Consider the following 24,576-nt stretch of genomic DNA (forward strand, 5'->3'; position numbering starts at 1 on the left):
AACTGATTATGGACAGAAAAAAATTCATCCGAAATGGCATTTTGGGCATTGCCTCATTGGCAACAGCTTCAAAATTTTTAGAATCATGTTCTAAAAGTGACAACGACGAAACTGACTCTAATAATTCTGGAGACGGAAGCTGCACGGTTTCTCCTTCAGAAACAAAAGGACCGTTTCCTATCAAAACGCCAAGTCAGTTGGTTTTAGAAAACATCAAATCTGACCGTGTCGGAATTGCGTTATTGATTAATTTAAAAATTGAAAACAAGAACAACAATTGCGAACCTCTTTCGGGCGTTTTAGTAGATGTTTGGCACTGCGACAAAGACGGAAATTATTCTGAATATGGCGGCACACAAATGCAGCAAGCAGATTATACTTCTGTGCATTTCCTGAGAGGAAGACAAACTACAAATGCCAACGGAGAAGTTTCCTTTATTTCCATTTATCCCGGTTGGTACCAAGGAAGAGCACCGCACGTACACGTAGAAGTTTTATCAAGTTCTGGAAATTCTTTGTTAGTAACACAGATTGCTTTTCCTGAAACAATTTCAAGCGAAGTATATTCAAGCACTAATTATGCCGCACACGGACAAGCAGATACGGCAAATACAAAAGACAATGTTTTTGCAGATAGTCTAGCCGATGAGCTGGCCACTATAACAGGTAACCTGACAGATGGTTTTACGTTAACTAAAACTATAACAGTAAGCGCATAATTTTAATTAGTAAAAACCAGTATTTTATGAAAATTTTAAAACTTAATTTACTGGTTTCAAACTACTTTTGAATGCGAAATAAATTTAAGAAATTAATTCAGAAAAGATGAAATGTGTAATTATTGATGACGAACCTTTGGCTGTAGAATTATTGCAGGACTTTGTCAAAAAAGTAGATGCTCTTGAGTTAATAAACACTTTCAATAATGCGATTGATGCTGTTTCATTTATCAATCAGAATAATGTTGATTTGATTTTTCTGGATATTCAGATGCCTCATTTTTCTGGAATTGATTTTTTAAATACAATCGAAAAAAAGCCTCTTGTTATTTTTACCACTGCTTACTCTGACTATGCCGTTGAAGGATTTAATCTTGGTGCTGTCGATTATTTGGTAAAACCGATTCCGTTTCATCGCTTTTTAAAAGCAGTAGTAAGAGCACAGCAAGTTTTGCAGCCTGTAGCGACTCCAACAATTGCTGAAAACACGAATACGCCTGAAATTGAACAGGACTTTATGTTTGTAAGAGCCGAATACGAAAACGTAAAATTGAATTTTGCCGATATTCTTTTTATCGAAGGCTTAAAAGATTATGTCAAAATCTACACAACCGATAATAAATTTACGCTGACATTAATTAGCTTAATCAAACTTGAAAATCTGCTTTCTAACAAAGGTTTTGCGAGAATTCACAGATCATATATTATTAATATCAAACACGTAAAATCGATTCAGAAAAACAAGGTTTTAATAAGCGATAAAAGAATTCCAATTAGCGAAAGCTATAAAAATACCTTCTTCGAAAAAATCAACCTCTGATTTTTCTAAAATTCCAAAAATAAAAATTCCAAATTCCAATTGGTTTAACCTAGATTGGTATTTGGAATTTTTTTATTAGAATTTCCCACATCAAAATTGAATTTCTATTTCTATTTTGAGATATCCACTTCAAAATTGGAATTTGGAATTTAAAATATTGAAAATTCTATTTGAACCAGCTCGAATACATGACATAATTATTGGATATGCGTTCGATTTCGCCAGCAAAATCAGATTGATCGATGTCTTTTACTTTTTTGGCAGGAACACCGGCATAAATGCTTCCCGAAGCCACTACAGTATTTTGAGTTACTACAGCGCCGGCAGCAATAATTGCATTACTTTCTACCACACAATTATCCATTACAATTGCCCCCATTCCAATTAAAACATTATCGTGTATTGTACAGCCGTGTACAATCGCATTATGTCCAATAGAAACATTATTTCCTATAATTGTTGGGTGCTTTTGATACGTACAGTGAATTACCGCACCATCTTGAATGTTCACTTTATTTCCTATTTTAATAAAATGAACATCGCCTCTCACAACAGCATTAAACCAAACGCTGCAAGATGCGCCAAAAGTAACATCTCCTACAATAGTAGCGTTTTCGGCAACATAACAATCCTCTGGAATAAGAGGTGACTTTCCGTTTACAGATTTTATCAGCATAAAAAATATTTTTTAGTTAACTGCAGGACAATTACAGTCGTAACGTTCTTTTCTGCAGAATAAGTTTACTCCTAAAGTAATTTGATGAAAACCGCCTGTGTCAAACTTTACATCTCCCATCAGCTGCGTGTACGTATACGCAAACATAAAATTCTTGTAATTAACTCCAATAATCGGCGTAAAATATTGCAATTTTTGAGACGACACTCCACTTCCAGAAATATATTGCGCGCCATCAAAACCTCTTCTATAAGACAAAGCCGCCCATAAACTTCCAAAATCCATGTTTTTATAAGCTTTCATGTTCAAATCGAGTGTTTTTGCTTTTGTTTGATCAAATAGCTGAAAAAGAACAGAAGGCTCCCAAGTCCAGCTACTGTTTTTTCCAAACACATAACCAGCACTTAATAAAAACTTTCTAAGATTATCGGTTTCATAATCTGTATACAGCTCTCTTCGTGTCTCTAAGAGCCCTTGAATCGTTGCATGCGCATAAAAATCCAAATAGTTATAAGAGGCTCCAACATCAACATTAAAATAGGAATCTTTCTGAATTGACCCAAAAACAATTGGATCAAAAGTTCCTCCAAATTTTGTTTCATCCAATTGGCTTTGAATTAAACCTCCGCTAATTCCAAAAGACAGCTGATTTAAGTCTAGCTCATCTCTCGAGAACATAATATGATGTGCATAAGTCAATTTTACTCCTTTTTGAGAATGATATCCATTTTTATCGTTAAAAAGTATGATACCAGCTCCAGAACGTTCGCCTATTCTTCCATTAAAACTCAAAGTTTGAAGCGATGGAGCTTCCTCCTCGCCAAACCATTGTTTTCGGGCTGTTAATCTTATTTTGGCACAATTGGCTGCACCAGCCATTGAAGGGTGAATCAAGTAATAATTATCGGACAAATAATCTGAATAAACGGGAATTCCCTCTTGGGAATAAGACTGAAAAGTAGTAATGATAAAAATTAATAAAACCTTGATTTTAAATTTCATAAAGGCAATTTTGTTTCAAAATATTTTTTACTCTTGCAATTTAACACGATTTATTTGAAAAGAGTCTTAATTATTTTATTAAAAAATCAAATATAGCCATTAGTAGAAAATAACTTTAGTAAATTTGCAAAAAATATATAATCATGACTAAAATCACTATAAAAGAAACCCAAAATCCAACTATTCTAAAGTTTGAATTTGATGATTTCATTACTCAAAATCAAAACTTTGAGTTCAAAAATATTGACGAGGCACAAGCTTCTCCCCTAGCACAACAATTATTCTATTTACCGTTTGTTAAAACAGTTTATATTTCTGGAAATTTCATCGCTATCGAAAGATATAGCATTGTAGATTGGGACGATGTAAAAGACGCTGTTGCAGAGCAAATCAGTGCTTTTGTTGACAAAGGCGGCGTTATCATTAAAATTGACGAAACAAAACCTAAAAAACAGCCTATTACGGTATACGGAGAAATGACTCCAAATCCTTCTGCATTGAAATTTGTAGTAAGCAGAATGCTTACTCGTACCGCCGTAGAATATAAAAATATTGACCAGACGGCTTCTTCTCCTTTAGCTCAGGAATTGTTCAAATTCCCTTATGTAAAAGAAGTTTTCATTGACGAAAATTATATTTCGGTTACAAAATATGAAATCAATAACTGGGATGAGATTACTTTAGAATTAAGAACATTCATCAAACAATTTATAGAAAATGGAGGAACTGTTTTAGACGAAAGTTTAATCCAGACCGCTACCAAAAATGAAGCTACAAAAGATGAAGCTTTTGATAAATTGGATGTTACTTCTCAACAAATCATTAATATCTTAGAAGAATATGTAAAACCAGCAGTAGCTGCTGATGGCGGAAACATTGCTTTTGAATCTTATAATGAAGACGACAAAACAGTAAAAGTATTATTGCAAGGTGCTTGCAGCGGTTGTCCTTCATCTACATTTACTTTAAAAAGCGGTATCGAAAATATGCTAAAAAGCATGCTAAATGATGAAGCCATAAAAGTAGAAGCGGTAAATGCTTAATTTTAAGCAAAACATTATCTAAAGCGTCTCATTGAGATGCTTTTTTTATTATTAAACATTAAATATCAATTATTTACCATTAAAAAAACGAGTAATTCTATAAAATTAATTAATATTGTATTCTTAACCAATTAATTAAAAACCATGGGACTATCTTCATTTTTTAAAAATTTATTCGGCTCAACCAAAGAGTCTGTAACCGAATTGGCTAATAATGCCGAAAGTACTTTTGAACAGGCAAAAGAAGCGGCTGCACCGTATATCGAGAAAGCTGAAGCTTTTGCAGAAGAAACAATTGAAAAAGTAAAAGAGGTTTCAGAACCTATTATTGACCAAGCAGCAGACTATGCCGAAAAAGCAAAAGATACCGTAAGCGAATATGCTGACAAAGCTGCTAAGGCGGTAAATGACGCGGTCGATTCTGTAAAAGAAAAAACAGCTTCTTTGGCTACTGAAACACCAGAAACTATTACTGAAACTGTTGTTGATGAAAGCGAAAAATCTGTAGCAGAAGCAGAAGAAATAGCAGACGACGCTGTCGAGAAGGCTTAAAACATACTTTTCTGATAATGCAAATATTTTTATATTTGCAGTACTAATATACCTTCTCTTTGAGAAGGTTTTTTTATTTTAAAATCATGAACATTAGCCCAGAACAAGTCAGTAAATACATAACTAGATTTATTGACATTTTAGTTGATTATTCACCAAAACTGATTTCTGCATTTTTAATCTTATTTGTTGGTTTATACGCCATCAGACTAATTAATCGAATTATTAGAAAAATAATGATTCAGCGAAATCTAGATCCAACGCTTACAAAATTCTTATCTGATATTTTATTGTGGGCACTAAGAATATTATTGTTTGTAACCTTTATTTCTAAATTAGGAATAGAAACTTCTTCTTTCGTAGCTATTTTAGGAGCAATGGGTCTTGCTGTTGGTTTATCCTTGCAAGGATCACTTTCTAATTTTGCTGGCGGAATGCTTATCATTGTTTTCAAACCCTTTAAAGTTGGAGATACAATAGAAGCGCAAGGCGTTGTAGCAACTGTTCTTGAAATTCAGATTTTTGTAACCAAAATGCTTACAGCAAATAACCAAACCGTATTTGTACCTAATGGTTCTTTATCCAACGGAAACATCATCAATTACTCAATGCAAGGGGAAAGAAGAGCCGATTTGACTTTTGCCATTTCTTATGATTCTGACATTAAAAAGGCAAAGGAAATTCTTTTGGGGGTTTTAAACAATAATCCTAAAGTATTGAAGAAACCTGCTCCTGAGGTTTTTGTAAAAAATCTATCTGCAAGTTCTATTGATTTTGCTGTTCGTCCTTGGGCCAAAAATGCCAATTACGGAGCTGTTTTTTCTGAAACATTAGAGAACTGCAAAACAGCTTTGGATGAAGCAGGAATTGCTATTCAACCGTATACGATTCAGAAATAACCCATTAGAATATTTATTCTATTTCTAAAATCAGTTATCCTAACAGGTTTCAAAAACCTGTTAGGTATAAATATTAAGACTACTTATTTCTTTAATACGGCAAATTAACTACGCTAGGAGTTGATGGGTTGGTAAAAGGTTTAGTCTAGCATTGTTTGTTATTCCTTAGGAAAACTTGATTTATGCAGATAACATCATTAAAACCGTTAAATCAAACGTTCCTACGGAACGTATCGTTCTCAATTCAAATTTAATTCACCGACCAGACATTTCTACGAAATGAAACTGTCCTGCTTTTTATTGTTTTTTTGGAGGAGCAATCATAAAATCTTTTAGATAATAAGGTTCAAAATAAGCGACATCTACAGTGTCGCTTTTTTGATACTTATCAAAACTGATTTTACTCATTGCTTGCGCTGAAGGATATTTTATATCTTCCAAAAACACAAAGTTATCTTTAGTCAATACAGGTTTACATTTATCGGCACAATCGCCAACAAAATAAAGCTTTTCGTTATATTCTTGAAATGAATTTTCATCGATAATTTCAGCTTGAATGGCTCTTTCAACCGTTAAATCTGAATTAAAAATAGCACTGTACACTTCCATACGGCGCGCATCCAACATCGGTATAATTTTACCATCTGTAACTCCAGCTTGAGAAGCTAGAGTTTGCAAGGTATCGATAGCAATCAAAGGAATATTTAAAGCATAACACAATCCTTTTGCAGCCGAAACACCAATTCTTAAACCAGTATATGACCCTGGACCTTGGCTAACCGCAACAGCTTTTAAGTCATGCGGAGATATTCCCGCTTTTGCTATTGCTTCTTCAATAAAAACATGAAGTTTTTCGGCATGCGAATATCCTTCATCTGCCAATTCGCTGCAAACAATGGTCTGACCATCTTTTGCAATAGATACAGAACAATTTTTGGTAGCCGTTTCGATATTGAGAATAAAAGACAAAGTATTAAATTTTAAATTGATTGTGGTATTATATTATTTCTTCGGAGCTTCGGCTTTCTTAAGCTTTACTTTATCTCCAGAATTTAGTTCTTTAGAAACTGTTGTATACGGCCCTGTAATAACAACATCACCTGGTTTTAGACCAGACATTACTTCAATATTAGTATCGTCTTGAATTCCGGTTTTAATAATTCTAATTTTTGCTTTATCTCCAACTTTAACAAAAACACATTCGAATTTTTTGTCGCTTTTTGGAGCTGCTTTTTTATCTTCATTCGGATCTTCAACTTTAAAATCTTTTACAGCAGTAGTATCCGATTTTACCACAACAGAACTAATTGGCACCGCCAACACATTGTTTTTTGTTGTTGTAATAATATCAACCGTAGCCGTCATTCCAGGTCTGAAAGGAGAATAAGTGCTTGGTTTTCCTTCTAACAAATCTTGATAAGATTCTTTTAAAATACGAACTTTAACTTTAAAATTCGTTACCTGATCTGAAGTCAATGTTGTACTCGCAGAATTAGAAATACTGGTTACTACTCCTTTGAATTTCTTTTTTAAGTAAGCATCAACTTCAACATTTGCTTCGTCACCAATTTTAATTTTTACAATGTCATTTTCATTTACATCAACTTCAACTTCCATATTGTTTAGGTTAGCTACACGCAAAAGTTCTGTTCCTGCCATTTGCTGTGTTCCTAAAACCCTTTCTCCCAATTCTACATTCAAAACAGAAATGGTTCCGTCTGCAGGAGAATAAATTGTTGTACGCCCTAAATTGTCTCGGGCTTCTGTAACAGATGCCGAAGCACTTTGTACATTGTAATAAGAACTTTGTTTTGTTGCTTTTGCAACTTCAAAAGTAGAAATGGCTTTATCCCAATCTGATTTTGAGATTACACCTTTATCATATAATATTTTATTACGTTCGTAATTTGCTTTTGCCTCTCTATAACTTGCGTCAGATTGAGTAAGACTTGCTTTTGTTCCGGCCAAATTCGCAACAGATCTTTCTAATCCTGAGGTGTACAAATCGGGATTTATTTTTACTAATAAATCGCCTTTTTTAACCACTTGCCCTTCTTTTACATTTAATGAAATAATCTCACCCGAAACCATCGAAGCAATTTTAATTTCAATTTCAGGCTGGATTTTACCTGTTGCAGAAACAGTCTCAACAATTGTCGAAGCCGTTACTTTTGCAGTTTCTACCTCTTTTCCTTCGTCTTTATTTCCAATTAATCCAGCCTTCGAAAGACCAACCAAAGCTACAATAAGAACCGCAGCCGCACCTAATAAGAAATAAACAGTTTTTTTTGACATAATAAATTATTTTGTAGGAATTGGAACAATTGGAATTCCAAAATAGAATTCAAGAATTTTTATTTTAAATATATAATCATATTTCGTTCTAATAACTTCAGATTGTGCATTTGTCAACAACGTCTGTGCTTGCGTGAAATCAAATGAGTTCATTAAGCCAACATCATATTTTTCCTTTGCATAATTGTATGCCTGTTGCCTAGCTTCTAAAGTTACTGTTGCGGCTTCATAAGTATTTAAGGCTCCTTTTGCATTTGTAAAAGCAGTGTAAACGTTACGTTGCAAATCTAAACTTTTTTGCTCTAAATCTATTTTAGATTTCTCTAAACTTACTTTATTTCGTTCAACATTATTTCTAACTGAGAATCCATTGAAAATTGGAACAGAAAGCTGAAGACCAAATGACTGTCCTTTATTATCACTAAATTGATCTAAAATTGGCCTTGCATTTCCTGTAACAGTCGAGTAATTATCTGTTAATACAGCTTGATTTGTTCCTTGAACATAACCTATTTGAGTAGTTGGATTTACTGGATCGATAGCTCTACCTGTAATAATATCAGAGTAACTTGCTCTTGTATTAAAATTATAGAAAGCACTTAGAGTCGGCTGATAAGCTCCTTTTGCTATTGCCACATTTTTCTCAGCAATTTCAAGATTGGTTTGTGCCAGTTTTAATTCAGTTCTAGTTTCTTTTGCTTTATTATAAATATCAATTGGGCTTTGTGCCATGATATTATTTTCATCCTTCGCATTTGTATCATCAACAACGTCAAAATCGGCAAATTCTTTAAGCTGTAAAAGCTGTGCCAAACTCAATTTTGAAATAAGTAAATTATTCTCAGAAACTGCAATATTTTGCCTATCGGTTGCTATAGTTGCTTTCAAATCAAATAAATCACCGCGAGGAATTGTTCCGGCACTTACCATTTCTTCAGAACGCTTTAAACGTTTTTCATCAATAGAAAGCTGTTCTGTTTTGATTTTTAAATCTTCTTTATAGCCCAAAATTTGAAGAAAAGCATTAGCAACGTTCAACGAAACATCTTCCTGCATTTTCAATAATTGATATTGAGATGCAATAATAGCAAGTTTTGTTCGTCTATATGTATTTTGGTTTTGCAGACCTCTGTAAATATCAACTCCAGCATTTAAGCCTACAGATGAGTACTGAGTTGTCTGATTACGCAAAACACCTGTAGTCACATCCTGGTTCAAACCAATATTCCATGAATGCGATGCATTTCCGTTTAATGTTGGAAGATATCTACCAAAAGCGTCCTTTTTATTTATTTCAGCATTTTGAACATCTAATTCCGAATTTTTAATCGTGATATTATTATCCAATGCATATCGCACACATTCCTCTAATGTCCATTGTTTTGTCTGTGCTTGGCCTGATAAACCAAATCCAAAAAGCATGGCAAAAACAAGACTATTTATTTTATTTATTTTCATATATTTTGAATGAAGCACCACCACGAAGGCATGCAAATTTAACATTTTAAAAAACCAAAAACTTCTCTAAATAATCAAATTATTTTTTATCCTTATCTCCTTCGTTAATCAAGCCCTGATTCCAGATTTTTATTTTATCTGTATCGTTTACACCGCTTTTAACTTGAACGTAGATTCCGTCACTAACCCCAAGAACCAAATCTCTTCTTTCAAATTTCTGTGGAGCCGTTTCAACTTCTACATAAGGCTTTTGTGTTTTTTTGTCAAATTGAACCAAAGATTCTTTTATTGCCAGCACTTTCTCTGCTTTCTCTAAAATGATAGAGGCATTGGCACTTAATCCTGCTCTAATAAAAGTGTCATCTCTGTTGATCATTTGCGCTTTTATTTCAAACTGTATTGCACCATTTTCGGTCACCCCTTTTGGAGCAATATAATTTAAAACTGCATCAAACTTTTTATTCTCGATAGCACCAATTGTAATCTCAATTGGCATATTTTCTTTGATTTTCCCAACTTCAGATTCATCAATTTTTCCAATAAAAATCATTCTTCCAACATCGGCAACACTTGCAATCGTAGTTCCTTCGTTAAAGTTATTACTTTCAATAACTTGATTTCCTACTTTTACAGGAACAGCTAGAACCATTCCATTAACCGTAGAACGAATTAAAGTATTCGCATAACTCCCTAAAGAAGATGTTGTTCCTGTTTTAACGATGTCTAAACCTTGTTTTGCCGCAGCATAGTTTTGTTTTGCCTGATTATAAGCCAACAATGCCGCATCATAATCATTGGCAGAAATTACATCTTTCTCAAACAATGTTTTTTGTCTCTTATAGATTTTTTCTTGATTATCTAAAGCTATTTTAGCGGTCTGCACCTGATTCTGAGAATTACTTACATTAGAAACATTTGCTACAACTCTAATTTTAGCAATCATATCTCCTGCTTTGATTTTTTCTCCAGCTTTGATGTACACTTCTTCAATAATCCCTGAGATATTTGGCTTAATTAAAATCTCTTCATCAGGCTGAATATTACCTGTCGCAATAGTATTTTTTACGATGGTTTTAATTTCTGCTTTTTCCGTTTTAAATACAATCGGCGATTCTTGATTTTTAGCATACAAATAGTAAAGCGCGCCAAAAAAAACAATTGCGATAAATATTAAAATGGTAACGGTTACTCCTTTTTTCATTTGTTCTTGGTTTAATCGATTTATTTTGATTGATAATTTATTCTGTTCTTAATGCATCTACAGGTTTCACATTGATTGCTGTCTGTGCGGGGATGAATCCGGCTAGCAAACCAGATCCGACCAAGATAATTAATGCAACAAATACAACACCTAAATCTACAGTTGGATTCGCAAACATCGTATTTTCTCCTGGTGGCATAGAATCTAATGCCATATTTAAAAGTGCTATAATTCCTGTTGCAACAGCAATTCCGAGCATACCCGAAACAATCGTTAAAAATATAGACTCAGTCAGTATTTGCCCTCTAATGGCTCCAGGTGTTGCCCCTAAAGCTCTTCTAATTCCAATTTCTTTTGTACGTTCCTTAACCACAATTAGCATGATATTAGAAATTCCGATTACACCCGAAATCAAAACTAATGTTCCTACGAAATACGCAATCACTTTTAAAATATTAAATAAGCTCTGCACTTTATTAAACTGCTCATACAAATCAAAGTTTCCTACTGCTCTATCATCTGCAGGATTTATAGAATGCAATGATTTTATAATCTCTAAAATTTTAGGCTTTAAATCGGTTATAGAAGTTTCATCTTTTGCGGTAAGTGCCATCCATCCTACTTTATCACCATAATTAAAGGCTTGCTGAAAAGTTGTAAAAGGAATAAAAATATTCTTTTGTTCCTGCTCCGCATTTCCTCCTTGCTGTTTGGATTTATAAACTCCAACAACCATAAAATTGATGCTATTAATCTTGATATACGTACCAACAGCTTCCTCTTCCTTACTGTAAAGTTCGCTGATAACACCTTTTCCTATTACGCAGACTTTTCTTCTTTGCTCAATATCCTGCTGATTTACAAATCTACCTTTAATGATATCCATTGGCTGCTGTTTAATCAGTTCCGGATAATCGCCATAAATTGTAAAAGCAGAAGTTTTAGTGCCTCTTACTACGTTATTTGTTCCATTAAAATCACCTAACTGATTTCTTGGCGAAACGTATAATAAATCTGGCAATGCAGCTTTTAAAGCTGTTACATCACTATTTCTAAAATCATAACGTCTTGTTTTGGGCAGACCTTTATATGCTTTTGATGTTGTCTGACTCCACATAAACATCGTATTAGTCGCAATTCCGTCAAAACCTTTTTTAATACCATTTTCCAAACCATTACCTGCTGCAAGTAAAATTACCAAGATAAAAATGCCCCAAAAAACACCAAAAGCAGTCAGGATAGTCCTGAAAGGATTGGCGGTTAAGGCCTGTAAAATCTCGTCCCAATTATCTTTTTTAAACATAATTATTCGTCTCTAAGTGCTACAATAGGTTTAATTTTGGCTGCTCTGTAGGCTGGGAAAAATCCAGCCATTGCTCCTGCAAAAACAAGTAATACCAAAGTAGTTAAAGCCACACTAAAATCTACTTCAGGATTTCTGAAATATTCACTCTGAACCATTGGTCCAACAAATTCTAATAATGCAAGACTAGCTAATAGTCCAACAAAACCTGCGATGGTGGTAATAAAAATCGATTCATGAAGAATCATAGTAATAATAGAAAAAGGTGAAGCTCCCAATGCTTTTCTAATCCCAATTTCTTTTGTACGCTCTTTCACTATGATAAGCATAATATTACTCACTCCAACAACTCCTGCTATAATGGTACAAATACCAACCCACCAGAAAAAGAGTCTGATATATAAGTTTAAATCATAAAACTGTTTGGCATCTTTAACCGAATTATAAACTCCTACACCTCCATCGTCTTCAGGCGCCACTACATTTTTACTCTTCAATAAATCTTTTAAATCTTGCGTAAACTTTTCTGACTGTGCCAAAGCTTCGTCATAATCGTTTGTCTTTTTTAAAGTAAAAAACAAATTGCTGATTTTATCTCCTCCACCAAAAGTTTTCTGAACTGTAGTCAGAGGCAAATAAGCTCGAGTCTCTTCCCTTTCTCCTCCTGGATCTGTAAAAACACCAACTACTTTAAAATTGATATTGTTAATCAGGATTTCTTCTCCTATTGCCTCTTTATCCTTAAGCAGGTCGGTTTTTAATTTCATCCCGATAACTGCAACTTTTGCGTTACTTTCTAAATCTTTAGCGTTTATATAACGACCTTGAACTATGGTTAAATTCTCGATTCCGCCATAATCCGGATTAACCCCTCTAAATTGGTAGCTGCCCGATTCTTTTCCATAAGCAAATGGCTGTCCCCAATAATTATTTGTTGAGGCTCTCAAATCTAATTTGTCTTCAAATTTCTGAACCGATTGATTGTAATCGCTGTTGCGAAATTGAATCTGTCTTCCAGGATTTAATCCTTTGTATTCTTTAGTCGTTGTTCCAGACCAAACCTCAATAATACCCGCAGCATCACGTTCAAACTGTTTCTCAATTCCGTTTTGCAAACCTTTACCCGCACCAAGCAGGATTACCAAAATAAAAATTCCTGAAGCCACAGAAACTCCAGTTAAGAACGTTCTTAAGCGGTTTTTAGAAATGGCTTCAAATATTTCCTGCCAGCGTTCAATATTAAACATAAGACGAAGCTCTAACTTGTTCTACTTTTTTATCATCGATAATTAATCCGTCTTTTAGGACTACATTTCTTTTGCACATTGCGGCAATATCTGGTTCGTGCGTAACAATCAAAATTGTTTTTCCTTCGTCATTAATCCCTTGAATAAGCTCCATCACCTCATAAGACGTTTTTGTATCCAAAGCTCCTGTTGGCTCATCGGCAAGCAATACTTTCGGATTCGAAGCCAACGCTCTTGCAATAGCAACACGCTGTTTCTGACCTCCAGAAAGTTCATTTGGCAAGTGATGAACGTGAGAACCTAAACCTACTTTCTCCAAATATTTCATTGCGATTTCGTAGCGTTCCTTTCTTTTAACACCCTGATAATATAAGGGCATAGCCACATTATCTAATGCTGTTTTATAATTTATCAAGTTAAAAGACTGAAAAACAAAGCCTAAAAATTTATTGCGATACTTTGACGCTATTGTTTCATTTAATTTCTTAATTGGTGTTTTGTCTAAAATATAACTTCCAGAATCGGCTTCGTCTAAAATTCCTAAAATATTAAGAAGTGTAGATTTACCCGAACCTGATGACCCCATGATCGCAACTAATTCTCCTTCTTCGATATTGAAATTAATTCCTTTTAGCACGTGTAATTCTGAACTTCCCATCTTATAGGATTTATGTAAATCTTTAATTTCAATCATGGTATTGTTAAATTTTTTAGACAATAATAACGTTTTTATTAAGTAATTTATGATAATAAAAAGTTAATACTTTTGGTTACCTATTCTGTATTAGACTTCCTTTTTTTGTTATTGTTACACTTTTTTAATAAAATCTGATTGTTTTTGTAATTTTACCTTGTCTAAAAATTCATACTAAATGAAGCTTACTTCTATTATTTCAATGTTTTCGGTACTTGCCGCCTTAACAAGCTGTTCTTCGACCCAAAAAATAGAAACATTAAAACCCGAACCAGACGACGCTAGTCCGTTAGTTTATGACAGCAGTCCTTCCTTTATCAATCTTCCTATTACGATAAAACTAAACGATATAGAAAACCAAACAAATGCTTTCCTTAACGGATTAATTTATGAAGACAATAATATTGAAGATGACGATATTGAAATGAAAATCTGGAAACAGGCTCCGATTAAAATTCAAAATGATCCATCGAATCCTGACAAAAGAATTAGAACAATTTTACCGCTTAAAGCGAATATCAAATACCGAATTGGCACAAAAAAACTAGGAGTAGAATTGTACGATGTGAGGGAATTTAATCTCAACGGAGTGATAACCTTATCAAGCGAGACTGTACTTACCAATTGGAAGCTAACAACAAAAACAGAGTTTAAATCTCTTGATTGGAGCGAAAGTCCAACAATGACTGTATTTGGCAAAAATATGCCTATTACATATTTAATAAATCCTGCGATTTCTATTTTTAAAAGCAAACTCGAAAAGAAAATAGACGAAGCAATTGAAAAATCAATGGATTTTAAACCCAACGTTCTTCAAGCTGTTGAAAAAATCTGCACTCCTTTTCAAATGAGTGACACCTATGAAAGCTGGCTTCGCATTGTTCCTATTGAAATTTATTCGACAAACGCCAAACTTAAAAACGATTCGTTCCTCTTGGATATGGGAATGAAATGCAACATGGAAACCATTGTAGGAAAACAGCCTGAATCTAAATACAGTGCAAGCAAAATCGTTCTAAAACCTGTTGCCAAAATCCCAAATCAGATTGCTGCTAATATTGCTGCGATTTCAAGTTATGTAGACGCTTCTAAAATTATGACCAAAAATTTCGCTGGTCAGGAATTTGGTTCAGGAAGCAAAAAAGTAACCGTAAAAAATGTTTCCATTTGGCATAAAGACGGAAAAATGGTTATTGCACTAGACGTTTTAGGATCTATAAACGGAACGCTTTATTTAAATGGCTTCCCGTCATACAATCCACAGTCAAAAGAAATCTATTTTGAGAAGCTAGATTATGTTTTAGATACCAAAAGCAAATTGATGAGAACTGCAAACTGGCTCGCACAAGGATATATTCTGAGAAAAATGGAAGAAAGCTGCCGCTACTCCATTCAGCCGAATTTGGAAGAAGGCAAAAAAAGTATGGCTGGTTATTTAAAGAATTATTCGCCAATGCCAGGTGTATTTGTCAACGGAAAAATTGAAGACATTCAATTTGATAAAATTCAGCTAACCAATCAGGCCATTATAGCCTTCATCAAAATAAACGGAACAGTAAACGTCTCCGTAAACGGACTTAAATAAACATAAAAAAAGCAGCCATTACGCTGCTTTTTTCTTTTTAGAATACATTCGATAAATCAAATATCCGATTATTAATACGAGTAAATACGGTATTACCATTAAGTAAACAATTCCATCATTTACTGCTTCAGCTTTTTTAATATTAGAATCGCCTGATAATGCTGCACGACACATTGCACATTGAGCACTCGCAGAAATTCCAATGAAGAAAAAACAAATTCCAAGAATAAAACTTTGGAATTTGGAATTTAAATTTTGGATTTTATTTTTAGTGTGCATAATATGGCGAAATCATTAAATAAACCACTACTCCCGTTACAGCAACATACAACCAAAGCGGAAAAGTGATTTTAGCTATTTTTCTATGTCTGTCAAAACGTTGTGCAAGTGCTCTAACATAAGTGATTAAAACCAATGGAATAATTACAATAGAAAGTAAAATATGCGTTATTAGAATAACAAAGTAAACCATTCGCAACGAACCAACCTTCGCGCTTTCTATTGCATCAAGAATACCATCATGATTAGAATCTCCAAATTTTGTAGAATCAGAAGTCATATGATACGCTACATACATTACTAAGAATGCCACCGATAAAGCAATAGCAAAAGTCATTAATCGTTCATGCAATTTTTGTTTTCCATTTTTTATAGCCAAAACAGCCCAAACTAATACAACAGCTGTAACCCCATTTGTAGTTGCATAAATTGGCGGCAAAAACGACAAAGGCTCTACATTAATACCAAAATCTTTAAGTTTAACCGCAAACAAAACTGCTACAACAATTGGAATTACAATTGAAACAGCAATAATGAATTTACTAAATTTTTTCTCTAAAGTGTTATCTTCCATTTTTATTCTGCTAATAAAATTTTAATGTCTTCTTGAATATCTCGAACTCCTTTTTTATCTAAACCATCATAGTAGATGCTCGGATTCCCAAACTCGTCTTTTCTGCAACGAATATTTCCGTCTTTATCAATTAAGGCAAACAAACCTGAATGCTCAAATCCGCCACTTACTTTATCATTTTCTCCTGCATAAAGATTAAATCCTTTATTTGACAAATCCATAATTACGTTTTTGTCTCCCGTTAAGAAATTCCAGTTAGAAGATTTTACTCCAAGTAATTTCGCGTGATCTTTTAAAACCTGCGGAGTATCATGTTTAGGATCGATGGTAATAGAAACAATTCCAAAATTAGGATTTCCGAAAAATGTTTTTTCGATTTCCAGCATACTCATGTTCATTTTTGGACAGATAGAAGGACAAGTTGTAAAAAAGAATTCCAAAACATATACTTTCCCTTTATACGTTTCATTTGAAACCTTAACATTATCCTGATTCGTCAATTCGAATTTTGGAGCTGGACCAATTGTCAAAAGTTTAGCGTCTTTTGAAGATTTAGCACCCACATTATCCAAACGATTTCCTTTTACGATATCACCGTTTTTAACTCGATCGACAATTTTAGGAATGGCATAGATCCCAAAAATCAGAATGATAAAGGAGATTCCGATATATGATTTGTTTTTAAACATTATATATGATTTTTAAAGTTGCTTTGTAGCGTTGTGGTTTTTCTTTAAAGCCGCGCGGTATTCGTATAAAATGATCTTAAAATCGTCCAGCATTTCGTTGCTTAACTCAGATGGATGAAAAGTATCATACCCTTCTTTATACTCTTTTGGATCTTTTCTTCCTCTTAGATTACGTTCTTTATCGATGATGTAAACATTAGAAGTTCCAAGATTTTCATTTAGTTTTTCTTTCAGATGAAGTCCGTCATAAAATTTCTGAATATCTTCTTTTGAAGCAAATACAAAATTCCAATTTTTGACGTCGGTAAAAGGAGATAAAGCATCCACTATTTTTTGAGCTTCTGCTTCGGTTCCTACTGGACAAAGCACCACAAACTGAAGATCTTCAAAACCATTATAACGTTTATAGATCTTTTCGTTTAGATTAAAATAATTTCCTCTATTTTCCAGAATATTTGTACCCGCGAAACCTAGCACGGTAATCTTTTTATTGAGTGAGATTTTTTTTCCGTTTAATGAATTCCAATTTCCAAAATCGGCCACTTTTGGTGTTATTACAGGAAGTGTCGTAAAACTATTTACACCAGAAGCAAAAAATAAATACGCTACAATTGGCAATACAAAAAGTACAAAGAGAACTATATTTTTTTTCATTGTATTAACGGAGAATTATTGAGGTACAAAAATAAAAAAAGCTCCGTAAATCGGAGCTTCTTTTCGAATTAATATCATGTTAAAAATTCCATTTAATAGTAGAATCTTTAAAAACCCCATAAATATAATGTCCTTCTGTTAACAGAATAAACAATAAATATAAAACTAGGAAGATAACAGGAGAAACTACAGACCATCTAAGGCTGCTTTTTTCACCTTCCATGTGCATAAATGCCCATACAATATAATATGCTTTGAAAACTGTTAAGATATAGAAAATCCAGTTTAATAGATTCAACCCAACAAAATGATTAAATTCTAATACTCCAGGTTTGTAAATACCTAAAATAACTTCTACTGTAGTTACTACTGAAAGTAATCCGAAAACAAACCAGATTCTTTTTGTATTTGATACGTGCTCGTGTGACATAATAATTAAATTCTAAAAATTAAACTAGGTAGAAAACTGTAAATACAAATACCCAAACTAAATCTACAAAGTGCCAGTATAATCCAACTTTCTCTACCATTTCGTAGCTTCTTCTTTTCTCGTAAGTACCTAACAACACATTAAAGAAAATAATGATATTGATAATAACTCCAGAGAATACGTGGAATCCGTGGAAACCTGTAATGAAGAAGAAGAAATCAGCAAATAATTTATTACCGTACTCGTTTCTGATCAAGTTAGCACCTTCTACTACATATTTAGCACTAGCTAAGCGTTTTTCAGATTCTTCTCTTGATAAAACTGTTTTTTTCTTTTTATCTGTAAGTTTTTCTGTTCTGATTAAGATTTCAGGGTGAGCTTTAAAACCAGCCTGAACTTCAGCAACTGAGAATGATGGCAATGACTGAGCATCTTCCATAAACCAAGTTGAATGGCTTCTTGTTAAAGCTTCTCTTTGTTCTGGCAATTTAACAGCAAAATCAGCTAAAGCTACTCTTTTACCATCTTTGTCCACAAACTGCAGCAAGCTACCTCCAACAGTTTCAACTGCTCCGTACTCACCTTTAATGAAGTTTTTCCATTCCCAAGCTTGAGAACCAACGAAAATTAAACCTCCAATAATAGTTAAGAACATATAAATAGCAACTTTTGTCTTTTTCAATTGGTGTCCTGCATCAACAGCTAGCACCATTGTTACAGAAGAAAAGATCAAAATAAAAGTCATTAATGCTACATAATACATTGGAGCCGCAACACCATGCATAAATGGGAAGTGAGTGAACACTTCATCAGCCAAAGGCCAAGTTTCAATAAATTTAAATCTAGAAAAACCATAAGCTCCTAGAAATCCAGAGAATGTTAAGGCATCTGATACGATAAAAAACCACATCATCATTTTACCATAACTTGCTCCTAAAGGCTCATTGTGACCGCCTCCCCAAGTTTTTTCGTCGTTGTTTGCAGTAGTAACTGTCGCTCCCATAAAAGATATTCGTTAAAAAGTTCCCAAATTTACGTTTTTTTCTTATTTAAAGAAATATAAAAATAAAAATAAATATACCCATAATAAATCCAAAAAGTGCCAATACATCGCACCTAGTTCTATACCAAGAGTTTGAGTCGAATTGTATTTTTGTTTAAAATGATTATAAATTATAATTAAAAGTGAAATTAATCCGCCAGCCAAGTGCAACAAGTGTGTAACTGTTACCACATAAAGAAAAGTTGTAGTAATTGAACTACCTTCTCCTGTAAAGTAATACCCTTCTGCAACGATTTGTCCAAATCCTTTGAATTGTAATACCACAAATAAAACTCCTAATGCCAAAGTTCCAAGAAGCAATCCTGTAACTGCGCTTCTATTGTCTTTTTGAATGGCTTTTTTAGCCAAGTAAAACGTAACACTGCAAGCAATGATTACTGCCGTACTCCAATAGAAGGCCGATGGAAGCTCAAAATTCTTCAACCAGTCTGCTCTTGATTTACTTACTACAAATGCACTTGTTAAACCAGCAAACATCATGGTCATACTAACCATTGCAAAAAGCAGAATCAGTTTTGCTGATTTTGACTTTCTTACTTGTTCTTCATTTGTTTTCAATGTCATTTCCATAACTATCTTAAAAATTTATCTACTATAAATACAATTTGCAAAAGCGAAATATAAGAAACGCTTACCAGCATTAATGTTCTCGCTGCTTTTGCGGTTCTCAACTTATACAAACGAACTGCATAAAAAAGCATCCAAATCCCTAAAAGAAACACCATAACTGCTGCAATTGGAGAAATAAATAATTGCCCTGTAAAACCTAATACAGGTAATAACGATGCTATGATAAGCCAAATTGTGTACAATATGATTTGCAAAGCAGTCCCTTTATCTTTTTTACCTGTTGGAAGCATAAAAATTCCTGCTTTCTCGTAATCTTCATATAAAAACCACCCAATAGACCAGAAATGTGGAAACTGCCAAAAAAATTGAATTAAGAATAATGTTCCCGCTTCGATACCAAATTCGCCAGTTGCTGCTACCCAGCCCAACATAAACGGAATCGCGCCAGGAAAAGCTCCAACAAAAACAGATAACGAAGTAACCGTTTTTAATGGCGTATAAACACTTGTATATAAAAATATCGAAATGGCAGCAAACATTGCCGACTTAGCGTTTATAGTATACAGAAGCGCAATACCAACAATAGTAAGCAGACTTGCCACTAACAAAGCTACTTTAGGAGACATACGCCCTGAAGGAACTGGACGATTTTTGGTGCGATCCATTAAAGAATCGATATTTTTTTCAATTACCTGATTAAAAGCATTTGAAGCCCCAACCATACAATAACCTCCCACTGCCAAAACCGCCAAAACACTCCATTTAAAAGGATGATCGGCATCAACCCCTAATAAATATCCCGCAATAGAAGAAAACAAAACACTAATAGCCAAACCAGCTTTAGTAATCTCTTTAAAATCTAGAAATATTGATTTGAGTGATAATGTATTTTTTGCAGCGTTCAATACCGTTGTATTTTGTGTATTTTTTTTGAGTGGTGCAAATGTACAAATTAGATTGTAGAATTTAAACCTATAATTTTAGATTTTTTTCAATAAAACCTTTACAAATTAAGATCTCAGCATTCTTTAACACTATTATTTCGAAAAATCTTATTAAAAACTAGTAATCAAAATACATATTAAAAATATCAGAACGTAATCCGATGCTAAACCAAGTGGTACTTTGCTTAAAAGTGGTTGCCGTTTCTTGAGTTGGATCGAAATTTCTATAGATTAGACTTCCAAATAATTTCAAGTTTGTCATCGGATTAATTAAATATCCTCCTTGAACATCTGCGATAAAAACATTGGTTTTATTTCCTTGTCCGATTTTCACACCTGTATCGTATGGACGTTTTACATCATAACTTTTATAAATATTTCCTCCATAATTATAAGAGTTCGCTGCCGTATCAAAATCCAGACCTCTTTTTCCTACAGTCAATTTTGCATCTGCCAACCAACGCCCTTTATGATATCTTGCAATTGCAATAAGTTCGTTGAAATTCCCTCCCCATTGGTGTCCAACACTCTGATTGTTGTGTCCGTAATTTGTAATAACAGCACTGTGTGAATACACATAAGGGCGTACGCTATTCAATTCTACCTGCACTAAAAGGTCTTTTACATTAAATGCATTGAAATATTTTGCTCCAAACTGAAATCCAAATTTATTTTTCCAACTTTGATTTCCAGCGCCTACATCAGAAACAGAAAATTCATCGATCAAGATTTGCGAATAAAGATTTACGCTATTATTCCATTTGTATTTTCCGGTTATTCCTAGAAGTGCATTTCCGCTTTTAGATGAAGAACCAAATTCTACCGCTCTATAAAAAATAATCGGATTAATAAAATTAGCATCAAAACCTCTATTATTTGAGTTTGTCCAAACTACAGATTCAAAAAAACCTAAGTTTAATCTATTTGAAACGTTCCAGCTCAAATAGTGATTGGCCATAAATTTTGTCGCGTACGTTTTTTCAGCCGTTACTTCTGGACGAACGTCTTTCATAAACATATAAGTATTGGTGTACTTAATTTTCCAGAATTTGGTATTTAGTTTAAAATAAGGATAAGGACTTGCTCCATCACTTTCTAACAAAGAACGGTAACCGTCTCCAATAAAATTACGTCCGTAACCTAACTGAAAATCAAATATTTTCCCTGGTGCGAAGGTAATATTGGCTTCTGCTAAAGGAAAATCATAAGCATCTGTTTTGAATCTTTTTGCAATTCCAATTCCGGGAATAATAGCCGGATTTCCTCCAGATGGTTTAATAGATTCTGCATAATCGTTATAATATCCTGCAAATCGTCCTTGACTTTCAAAAAAGGTAGTGGTAAAGTTGATTTGTTTTCCTAAACCACCTCTAAAGTTTAGTGCTCTGGTATTTACATAAGTGTAAGACGCATCAAGATCTGAAGCTTTTCCCATTTGCAAATCTAAAATCGGATTTAAGGCAAACCAATAATCTTCTCCCTGAATCTGCACTAGATTTTCGTTCCACCATTTTCTTCCCAACCACGTTTTTGTTTTTTTCTGCAGCGATTCATTAACCGCTCTTAAATTATAATATTTTGAAACCTCAGCATAGGTATAAGGTTTAGATGCCGTGTGACTATTACTTCCCACTTGATTCATTTCGGCATCAAATTGAGAATAATAACTGTGCGAAAAAGGAATATTTAAATGACTATCAAATTCTGGGTTTCGGTATTTTTTATACACGATACTATCCAATTCTGTCATTGGTTTTGCTGTCTGCTTTTCAATTTCTGCGGCTGCCAAAGCTTCTGCTTCAAGCTGCGCTGCGCTTTTTAGCGGAATATCTATCGAAATTGTATATTTAGAATATGTAGGCTTTCCGCTGTAAGTTGACGGTTTTATTTTGGGAAATGTACCGAATACTCTTCTTGCCTCTTCAGACAATTCTTCGTTTTCTGCAGAAACATAAAGAACTTTAAATTCGCCTTCTGCATTTACTTCAAAAAGTAATTTTACTGCTCCTTTATAATTGTTTTCTTTTAATTTTTGAGGAACTTGAAAATTATTGAATACAAAATCTTGAACTTCTTTATAAAAACAGTTTTCTAATTTTTTGCCTTCGAGATTTTCGCAATTAGGAAAAACTGGAAACTTTTCTGCAGCAAAACCAGGCTGAACTGAAGAATTACCATTTTGCTGAGCGGAAACAATAAAAGAAGAAGAAATTAAAACAAGGGACAGAAAAAACTTATTCACTTAAAATTGGGGTATTTATTTAATATTGATTTGGGGAAATTTCTCCGTTTGCAATTGCTTTTGCTGCCGAAGTGCCGATGCGTTTTACTCCTAAACGAATCATTTCTGCAGCTTCTTCAAATGAACGGACTCCGCCTGCTGCTTTTACAGAAAGTGGAGAGGCATTTTCAAGCATTATGATTATTGCTGGAACAGTTGCTCCGTTTGGTAGGTTATTTTCTGTTTTATAAAAACCTGTAGAAGATTTTACAAAAACAGAATCAAAATCGTCTTCTTTAAAATTAGAAACTACAACATGTTTTATTAAGGCAGACAACTGAATGATTTCTTTATCGGTTAAGGCCGCAACTTCGATAATCCATTTTACGGTTTTATCATTTGCCAATCCGATTTGTGTTCCCATTAAGATTTCTTTTTTGACTAAATCAAGATCTCCATTTTTGAACGCTTCATAGTTGCAAACAAAATCTAAATCGTCGGCTCCGTTTGCAATCGCTTCATTTGCTTCCTTAATTTTGGTTTCCAGACTTGACTTTCCTTCAGGAAAATCAATCACAGTTCCAACCAATAAAACAGAATTGGCTTCTACAATCATTTTTTTTGCCAGAGCAACATATTCTGGACGAATCATAATCAGTTTGAAACCTTCTTGAATGGCTTCTGCAATTGCATTTTTGACTACAAGAGTATTTTCTGCTTCCGAAAGACCAGCTTGCGATGCAGTTTTTAAATACGTAGAGTCTAAATATTGCTTTACATTCATTTCGTTTGAAGTTGCAGAAAACCAGCACAAAAGTACATTTTAAATTGATAAAACACAGTTTTTTAACTGCTTGATTTTCTTGTAATAAAAAACCCACCGAAGTGGGTTTCTTGAATTATATTTTATCGATTTGCTTTTTAAATCCTATTGCAGAGAAAACGGCAACAAAGGCTCCAAGTGCATTTGCTAAAATATCTGTAACATCTGCCGTTCTTGTAACCGTAAGAGCACTTTGAAGAATTTCGATTGTAATTCCAAAAAAGACAGAAAATATAAATGAAATCAGATACGCTTTATAATCGTCTGAATCTTTTCCTTTTAGTTCTTTTTTGAAAAATAAAATCCACGAAATTGTAAATCCAAAATGAAAACAGAAATGTACAATTTTATCAATACTTGGAAAATTAATTGCTGGTATATTACTAGAATCTGTCAAACAGAAATAGGTAATGATTCCAGAGCAGATAATTGCCCAAATTAATAACAGCTGTTTAGGCACCGATTAATTCTTTATAAGCTTGATCAGACAATAATGTATCGATTTCTGAAGCATCAGCAATTTTTATTTTAATCATCCATCCAGCTCCATAAGGATCTGAATTTACAGTTTCTGGAGCACTTTCTAAATCTTCATTAAAAGCAATGATTTCACCTGTTAATGGTAAGAATAAATCAGAAACTGTTTTTACAGCCTCAACAGTTCCAAAAACTTCATCTTTTGAAAGTGTCTGATCTAAAGTTTCTACCTCAACATACACGATATCTCCTAACTCTTTTTGTGCAAAATGAGTAATTCCTACAGTTGCAACATCTCCTTCGATGCTAACCCATTCGTGATCTTTTGTGTACTTTAAATTTGCTGGTATGCTCATAA

27 protein-coding genes are annotated in these 24,576 nt (G+C 33.6%); 6 read left to right on the forward strand and 21 right to left on the reverse strand.

The genetic code is table 11. From position 1 onward, the window contains the following. Positions 1–8 precede the first annotated feature (8 nt). Both J7574_RS22320 and J7574_RS22325 read left to right on the forward strand, forming a co-directional pair. On the forward strand, positions 9–719 hold the full coding sequence (locus tag J7574_RS22320) for an intradiol ring-cleavage dioxygenase (protein WP_290974197.1): 711 nt from the start codon (positions 9–11) through the stop codon (positions 717–719). A gap of 106 nt (positions 720–825) precedes the next feature. After that, positions 826–1,539, forward strand: coding sequence for a LytTR family DNA-binding domain-containing protein (locus J7574_RS22325; protein WP_290974200.1), 714 nt, complete (start codon positions 826–828; stop codon positions 1,537–1,539). A 166-nt stretch (positions 1,540–1,705) separates the two neighbouring features. On the opposite strand, the gene J7574_RS22330 is transcribed toward J7574_RS22325, so the two are convergent. Then, the gene (locus J7574_RS22330; protein ID WP_290974203.1) at positions 1,706–2,215 is read right to left on the reverse strand and encodes a gamma carbonic anhydrase family protein; all 510 of its coding nucleotides are present in this window, start codon (positions 2,213–2,215) and stop codon (positions 1,706–1,708) included. Between the two features lie 12 nt (positions 2,216–2,227). After that, positions 2,228–3,217 carry a type IX secretion system membrane protein PorP/SprF gene (locus J7574_RS22335; RefSeq protein WP_290974206.1) on the reverse strand — a complete coding sequence of 330 codons (990 nt, stop codon included), beginning with the start codon at positions 3,215–3,217 and terminating at the stop codon, positions 2,228–2,230. 143 nt (positions 3,218–3,360) lie between these two features. On the opposite strand from J7574_RS22335, the gene J7574_RS22340 reads away from it, so the two are divergent. The 3 genes from J7574_RS22340 to J7574_RS22350 all read left to right on the forward strand — a co-directional run bounded on the left by J7574_RS22340 (position 3,361) and on the right by J7574_RS22350 (position 5,711). Further along, positions 3,361–4,260: a NifU family protein gene (locus J7574_RS22340; RefSeq protein ID WP_290974208.1), complete on the forward strand. Its 900-nt coding sequence runs from the start codon at positions 3,361–3,363 to the stop codon at positions 4,258–4,260. Between the two features lie 144 nt (positions 4,261–4,404). Beyond that, positions 4,405–4,812 (forward strand): YtxH domain-containing protein, encoded by a 408-nt coding sequence (locus J7574_RS22345; RefSeq protein WP_290974210.1) that lies wholly within the window; start codon positions 4,405–4,407, stop codon positions 4,810–4,812. Between the two features lie 86 nt (positions 4,813–4,898). Continuing rightward, positions 4,899–5,711: a mechanosensitive ion channel domain-containing protein gene (locus J7574_RS22350; protein WP_290974213.1), complete on the forward strand. Its 813-nt coding sequence runs from the start codon at positions 4,899–4,901 to the stop codon at positions 5,709–5,711. A 297-nt stretch (positions 5,712–6,008) separates the two neighbouring features. On the opposite strand, the gene tsaB is transcribed toward J7574_RS22350, so the two are convergent. The 7 genes from tsaB to J7574_RS22385 all read right to left on the reverse strand — a co-directional run bounded on the left by tsaB (position 6,009) and on the right by J7574_RS22385 (position 13,909). After that, a complete protein-coding gene (gene tsaB, locus J7574_RS22355) occupies positions 6,009–6,680 on the reverse strand; it encodes a tRNA (adenosine(37)-N6)-threonylcarbamoyltransferase complex dimerization subunit type 1 TsaB (RefSeq protein ID WP_290974216.1) in 672 nt (223 codons plus the stop codon). A gap of 33 nt (positions 6,681–6,713) precedes the next feature. Then, the gene (locus tag J7574_RS22360) at positions 6,714–8,006 is read right to left on the reverse strand and encodes an efflux RND transporter periplasmic adaptor subunit (RefSeq protein ID WP_290974219.1); all 1,293 of its coding nucleotides are present in this window, start codon (positions 8,004–8,006) and stop codon (positions 6,714–6,716) included. Positions 8,007–8,012: 6 nt separating this feature from the next. Beyond that, on the reverse strand, positions 8,013–9,464 hold the full coding sequence (locus J7574_RS22365; protein ID WP_290974222.1) for a TolC family protein: 1,452 nt from the start codon (positions 9,462–9,464) through the stop codon (positions 8,013–8,015). A 79-nt stretch (positions 9,465–9,543) separates the two neighbouring features. Further along, a complete protein-coding gene (locus tag J7574_RS22370) occupies positions 9,544–10,665 on the reverse strand; it encodes an efflux RND transporter periplasmic adaptor subunit (RefSeq protein WP_290974225.1) in 1,122 nt (373 codons plus the stop codon). Between the two features lie 37 nt (positions 10,666–10,702). Next, entirely contained in the window at positions 10,703–11,968 is a 1,266-nt protein-coding gene (locus J7574_RS22375) for an ABC transporter permease (RefSeq protein ID WP_290974228.1), read from the reverse strand. 2 nt (positions 11,969–11,970) lie between these two features. After that, on the reverse strand, positions 11,971–13,215 hold the full coding sequence (locus J7574_RS22380; RefSeq protein WP_290974231.1) for an ABC transporter permease: 1,245 nt from the start codon (positions 13,213–13,215) through the stop codon (positions 11,971–11,973). Continuing rightward, positions 13,208–13,909, reverse strand: coding sequence for an ABC transporter ATP-binding protein (locus tag J7574_RS22385; protein ID WP_125722705.1), 702 nt, complete (start codon positions 13,907–13,909; stop codon positions 13,208–13,210). The genes J7574_RS22380 and J7574_RS22385 overlap by 8 nt, the downstream gene beginning before the upstream one ends. A gap of 178 nt (positions 13,910–14,087) precedes the next feature. Here J7574_RS22385 and J7574_RS22390 point away from each other — a divergent pair, with 178 nt between their 5' ends. Beyond that, on the forward strand, positions 14,088–15,494 hold the full coding sequence (locus J7574_RS22390; protein WP_290974236.1) for a DUF4403 family protein: 1,407 nt from the start codon (positions 14,088–14,090) through the stop codon (positions 15,492–15,494). 18 nt (positions 15,495–15,512) lie between these two features. On the opposite strand, the gene J7574_RS22395 is transcribed toward J7574_RS22390, so the two are convergent. The 12 genes from J7574_RS22395 to gcvH all read right to left on the reverse strand — a co-directional run bounded on the left by J7574_RS22395 (position 15,513) and on the right by gcvH (position 24,574). After that, the gene (locus J7574_RS22395) at positions 15,513–15,773 is read right to left on the reverse strand and encodes a hypothetical protein (protein WP_290974239.1); all 261 of its coding nucleotides are present in this window, start codon (positions 15,771–15,773) and stop codon (positions 15,513–15,515) included. Next, a complete protein-coding gene (locus J7574_RS22400) occupies positions 15,763–16,347 on the reverse strand; it encodes a DUF420 domain-containing protein (RefSeq protein WP_290974242.1) in 585 nt (194 codons plus the stop codon). The genes J7574_RS22395 and J7574_RS22400 overlap by 11 nt, the downstream gene beginning before the upstream one ends. A 2-nt stretch (positions 16,348–16,349) precedes the next feature. After that, a complete protein-coding gene (locus J7574_RS22405; protein WP_290974245.1) occupies positions 16,350–17,036 on the reverse strand; it encodes an SCO family protein in 687 nt (228 codons plus the stop codon). 12 nt (positions 17,037–17,048) lie between these two features. Further along, on the reverse strand, positions 17,049–17,690 hold the full coding sequence (locus J7574_RS22410) for a hypothetical protein (RefSeq protein WP_290974248.1): 642 nt from the start codon (positions 17,688–17,690) through the stop codon (positions 17,049–17,051). Positions 17,691–17,769: 79 nt separating this feature from the next. After that, positions 17,770–18,120 carry a cytochrome C oxidase subunit IV family protein gene (locus J7574_RS22415; protein ID WP_290974251.1) on the reverse strand — a complete coding sequence of 117 codons (351 nt, stop codon included), beginning with the start codon at positions 18,118–18,120 and terminating at the stop codon, positions 17,770–17,772. Positions 18,121–18,139: 19 nt separating this feature from the next. Next, on the reverse strand, positions 18,140–19,123 hold the full coding sequence (locus tag J7574_RS22420; protein ID WP_290974254.1) for a cytochrome c oxidase subunit 3: 984 nt from the start codon (positions 19,121–19,123) through the stop codon (positions 18,140–18,142). 42 nt (positions 19,124–19,165) lie between these two features. After that, a complete protein-coding gene (locus J7574_RS22425) occupies positions 19,166–19,753 on the reverse strand; it encodes a cytochrome c oxidase subunit 3 (protein ID WP_260672523.1) in 588 nt (195 codons plus the stop codon). Between the two features lie 2 nt (positions 19,754–19,755). Continuing rightward, positions 19,756–20,658, reverse strand: a complete 903-nt coding sequence (cyoE, locus tag J7574_RS22430) for a heme o synthase (RefSeq protein WP_290974262.1) — start codon at positions 20,656–20,658, stop codon at positions 19,756–19,758. Between the two features lie 157 nt (positions 20,659–20,815). Beyond that, the gene (locus J7574_RS22435) at positions 20,816–22,939 is read right to left on the reverse strand and encodes an energy transducer TonB (RefSeq protein ID WP_290974265.1); all 2,124 of its coding nucleotides are present in this window, start codon (positions 22,937–22,939) and stop codon (positions 20,816–20,818) included. A gap of 19 nt (positions 22,940–22,958) precedes the next feature. After that, positions 22,959–23,702, reverse strand: coding sequence for a deoxyribose-phosphate aldolase (gene deoC / locus J7574_RS22440; RefSeq protein WP_290974268.1), 744 nt, complete (start codon positions 23,700–23,702; stop codon positions 22,959–22,961). 115 nt (positions 23,703–23,817) lie between these two features. Continuing rightward, positions 23,818–24,201 (reverse strand): VanZ family protein, encoded by a 384-nt coding sequence (locus J7574_RS22445; RefSeq protein ID WP_290974270.1) that lies wholly within the window; start codon positions 24,199–24,201, stop codon positions 23,818–23,820. Continuing rightward, entirely contained in the window at positions 24,194–24,574 is a 381-nt protein-coding gene (gene gcvH / locus J7574_RS22450; RefSeq protein WP_095927914.1) for a glycine cleavage system protein GcvH, read from the reverse strand. Before gcvH ends, J7574_RS22445 begins: the two co-directional genes overlap by 8 nt. Between the last annotated feature and the right edge of the window lie 2 nt (positions 24,575–24,576).

It is taken from the genome of Flavobacterium sp. (assembly GCF_017744675.1).
GTDB lineage: Bacteria > Bacteroidota > Bacteroidia > Flavobacteriales > Flavobacteriaceae > Flavobacterium.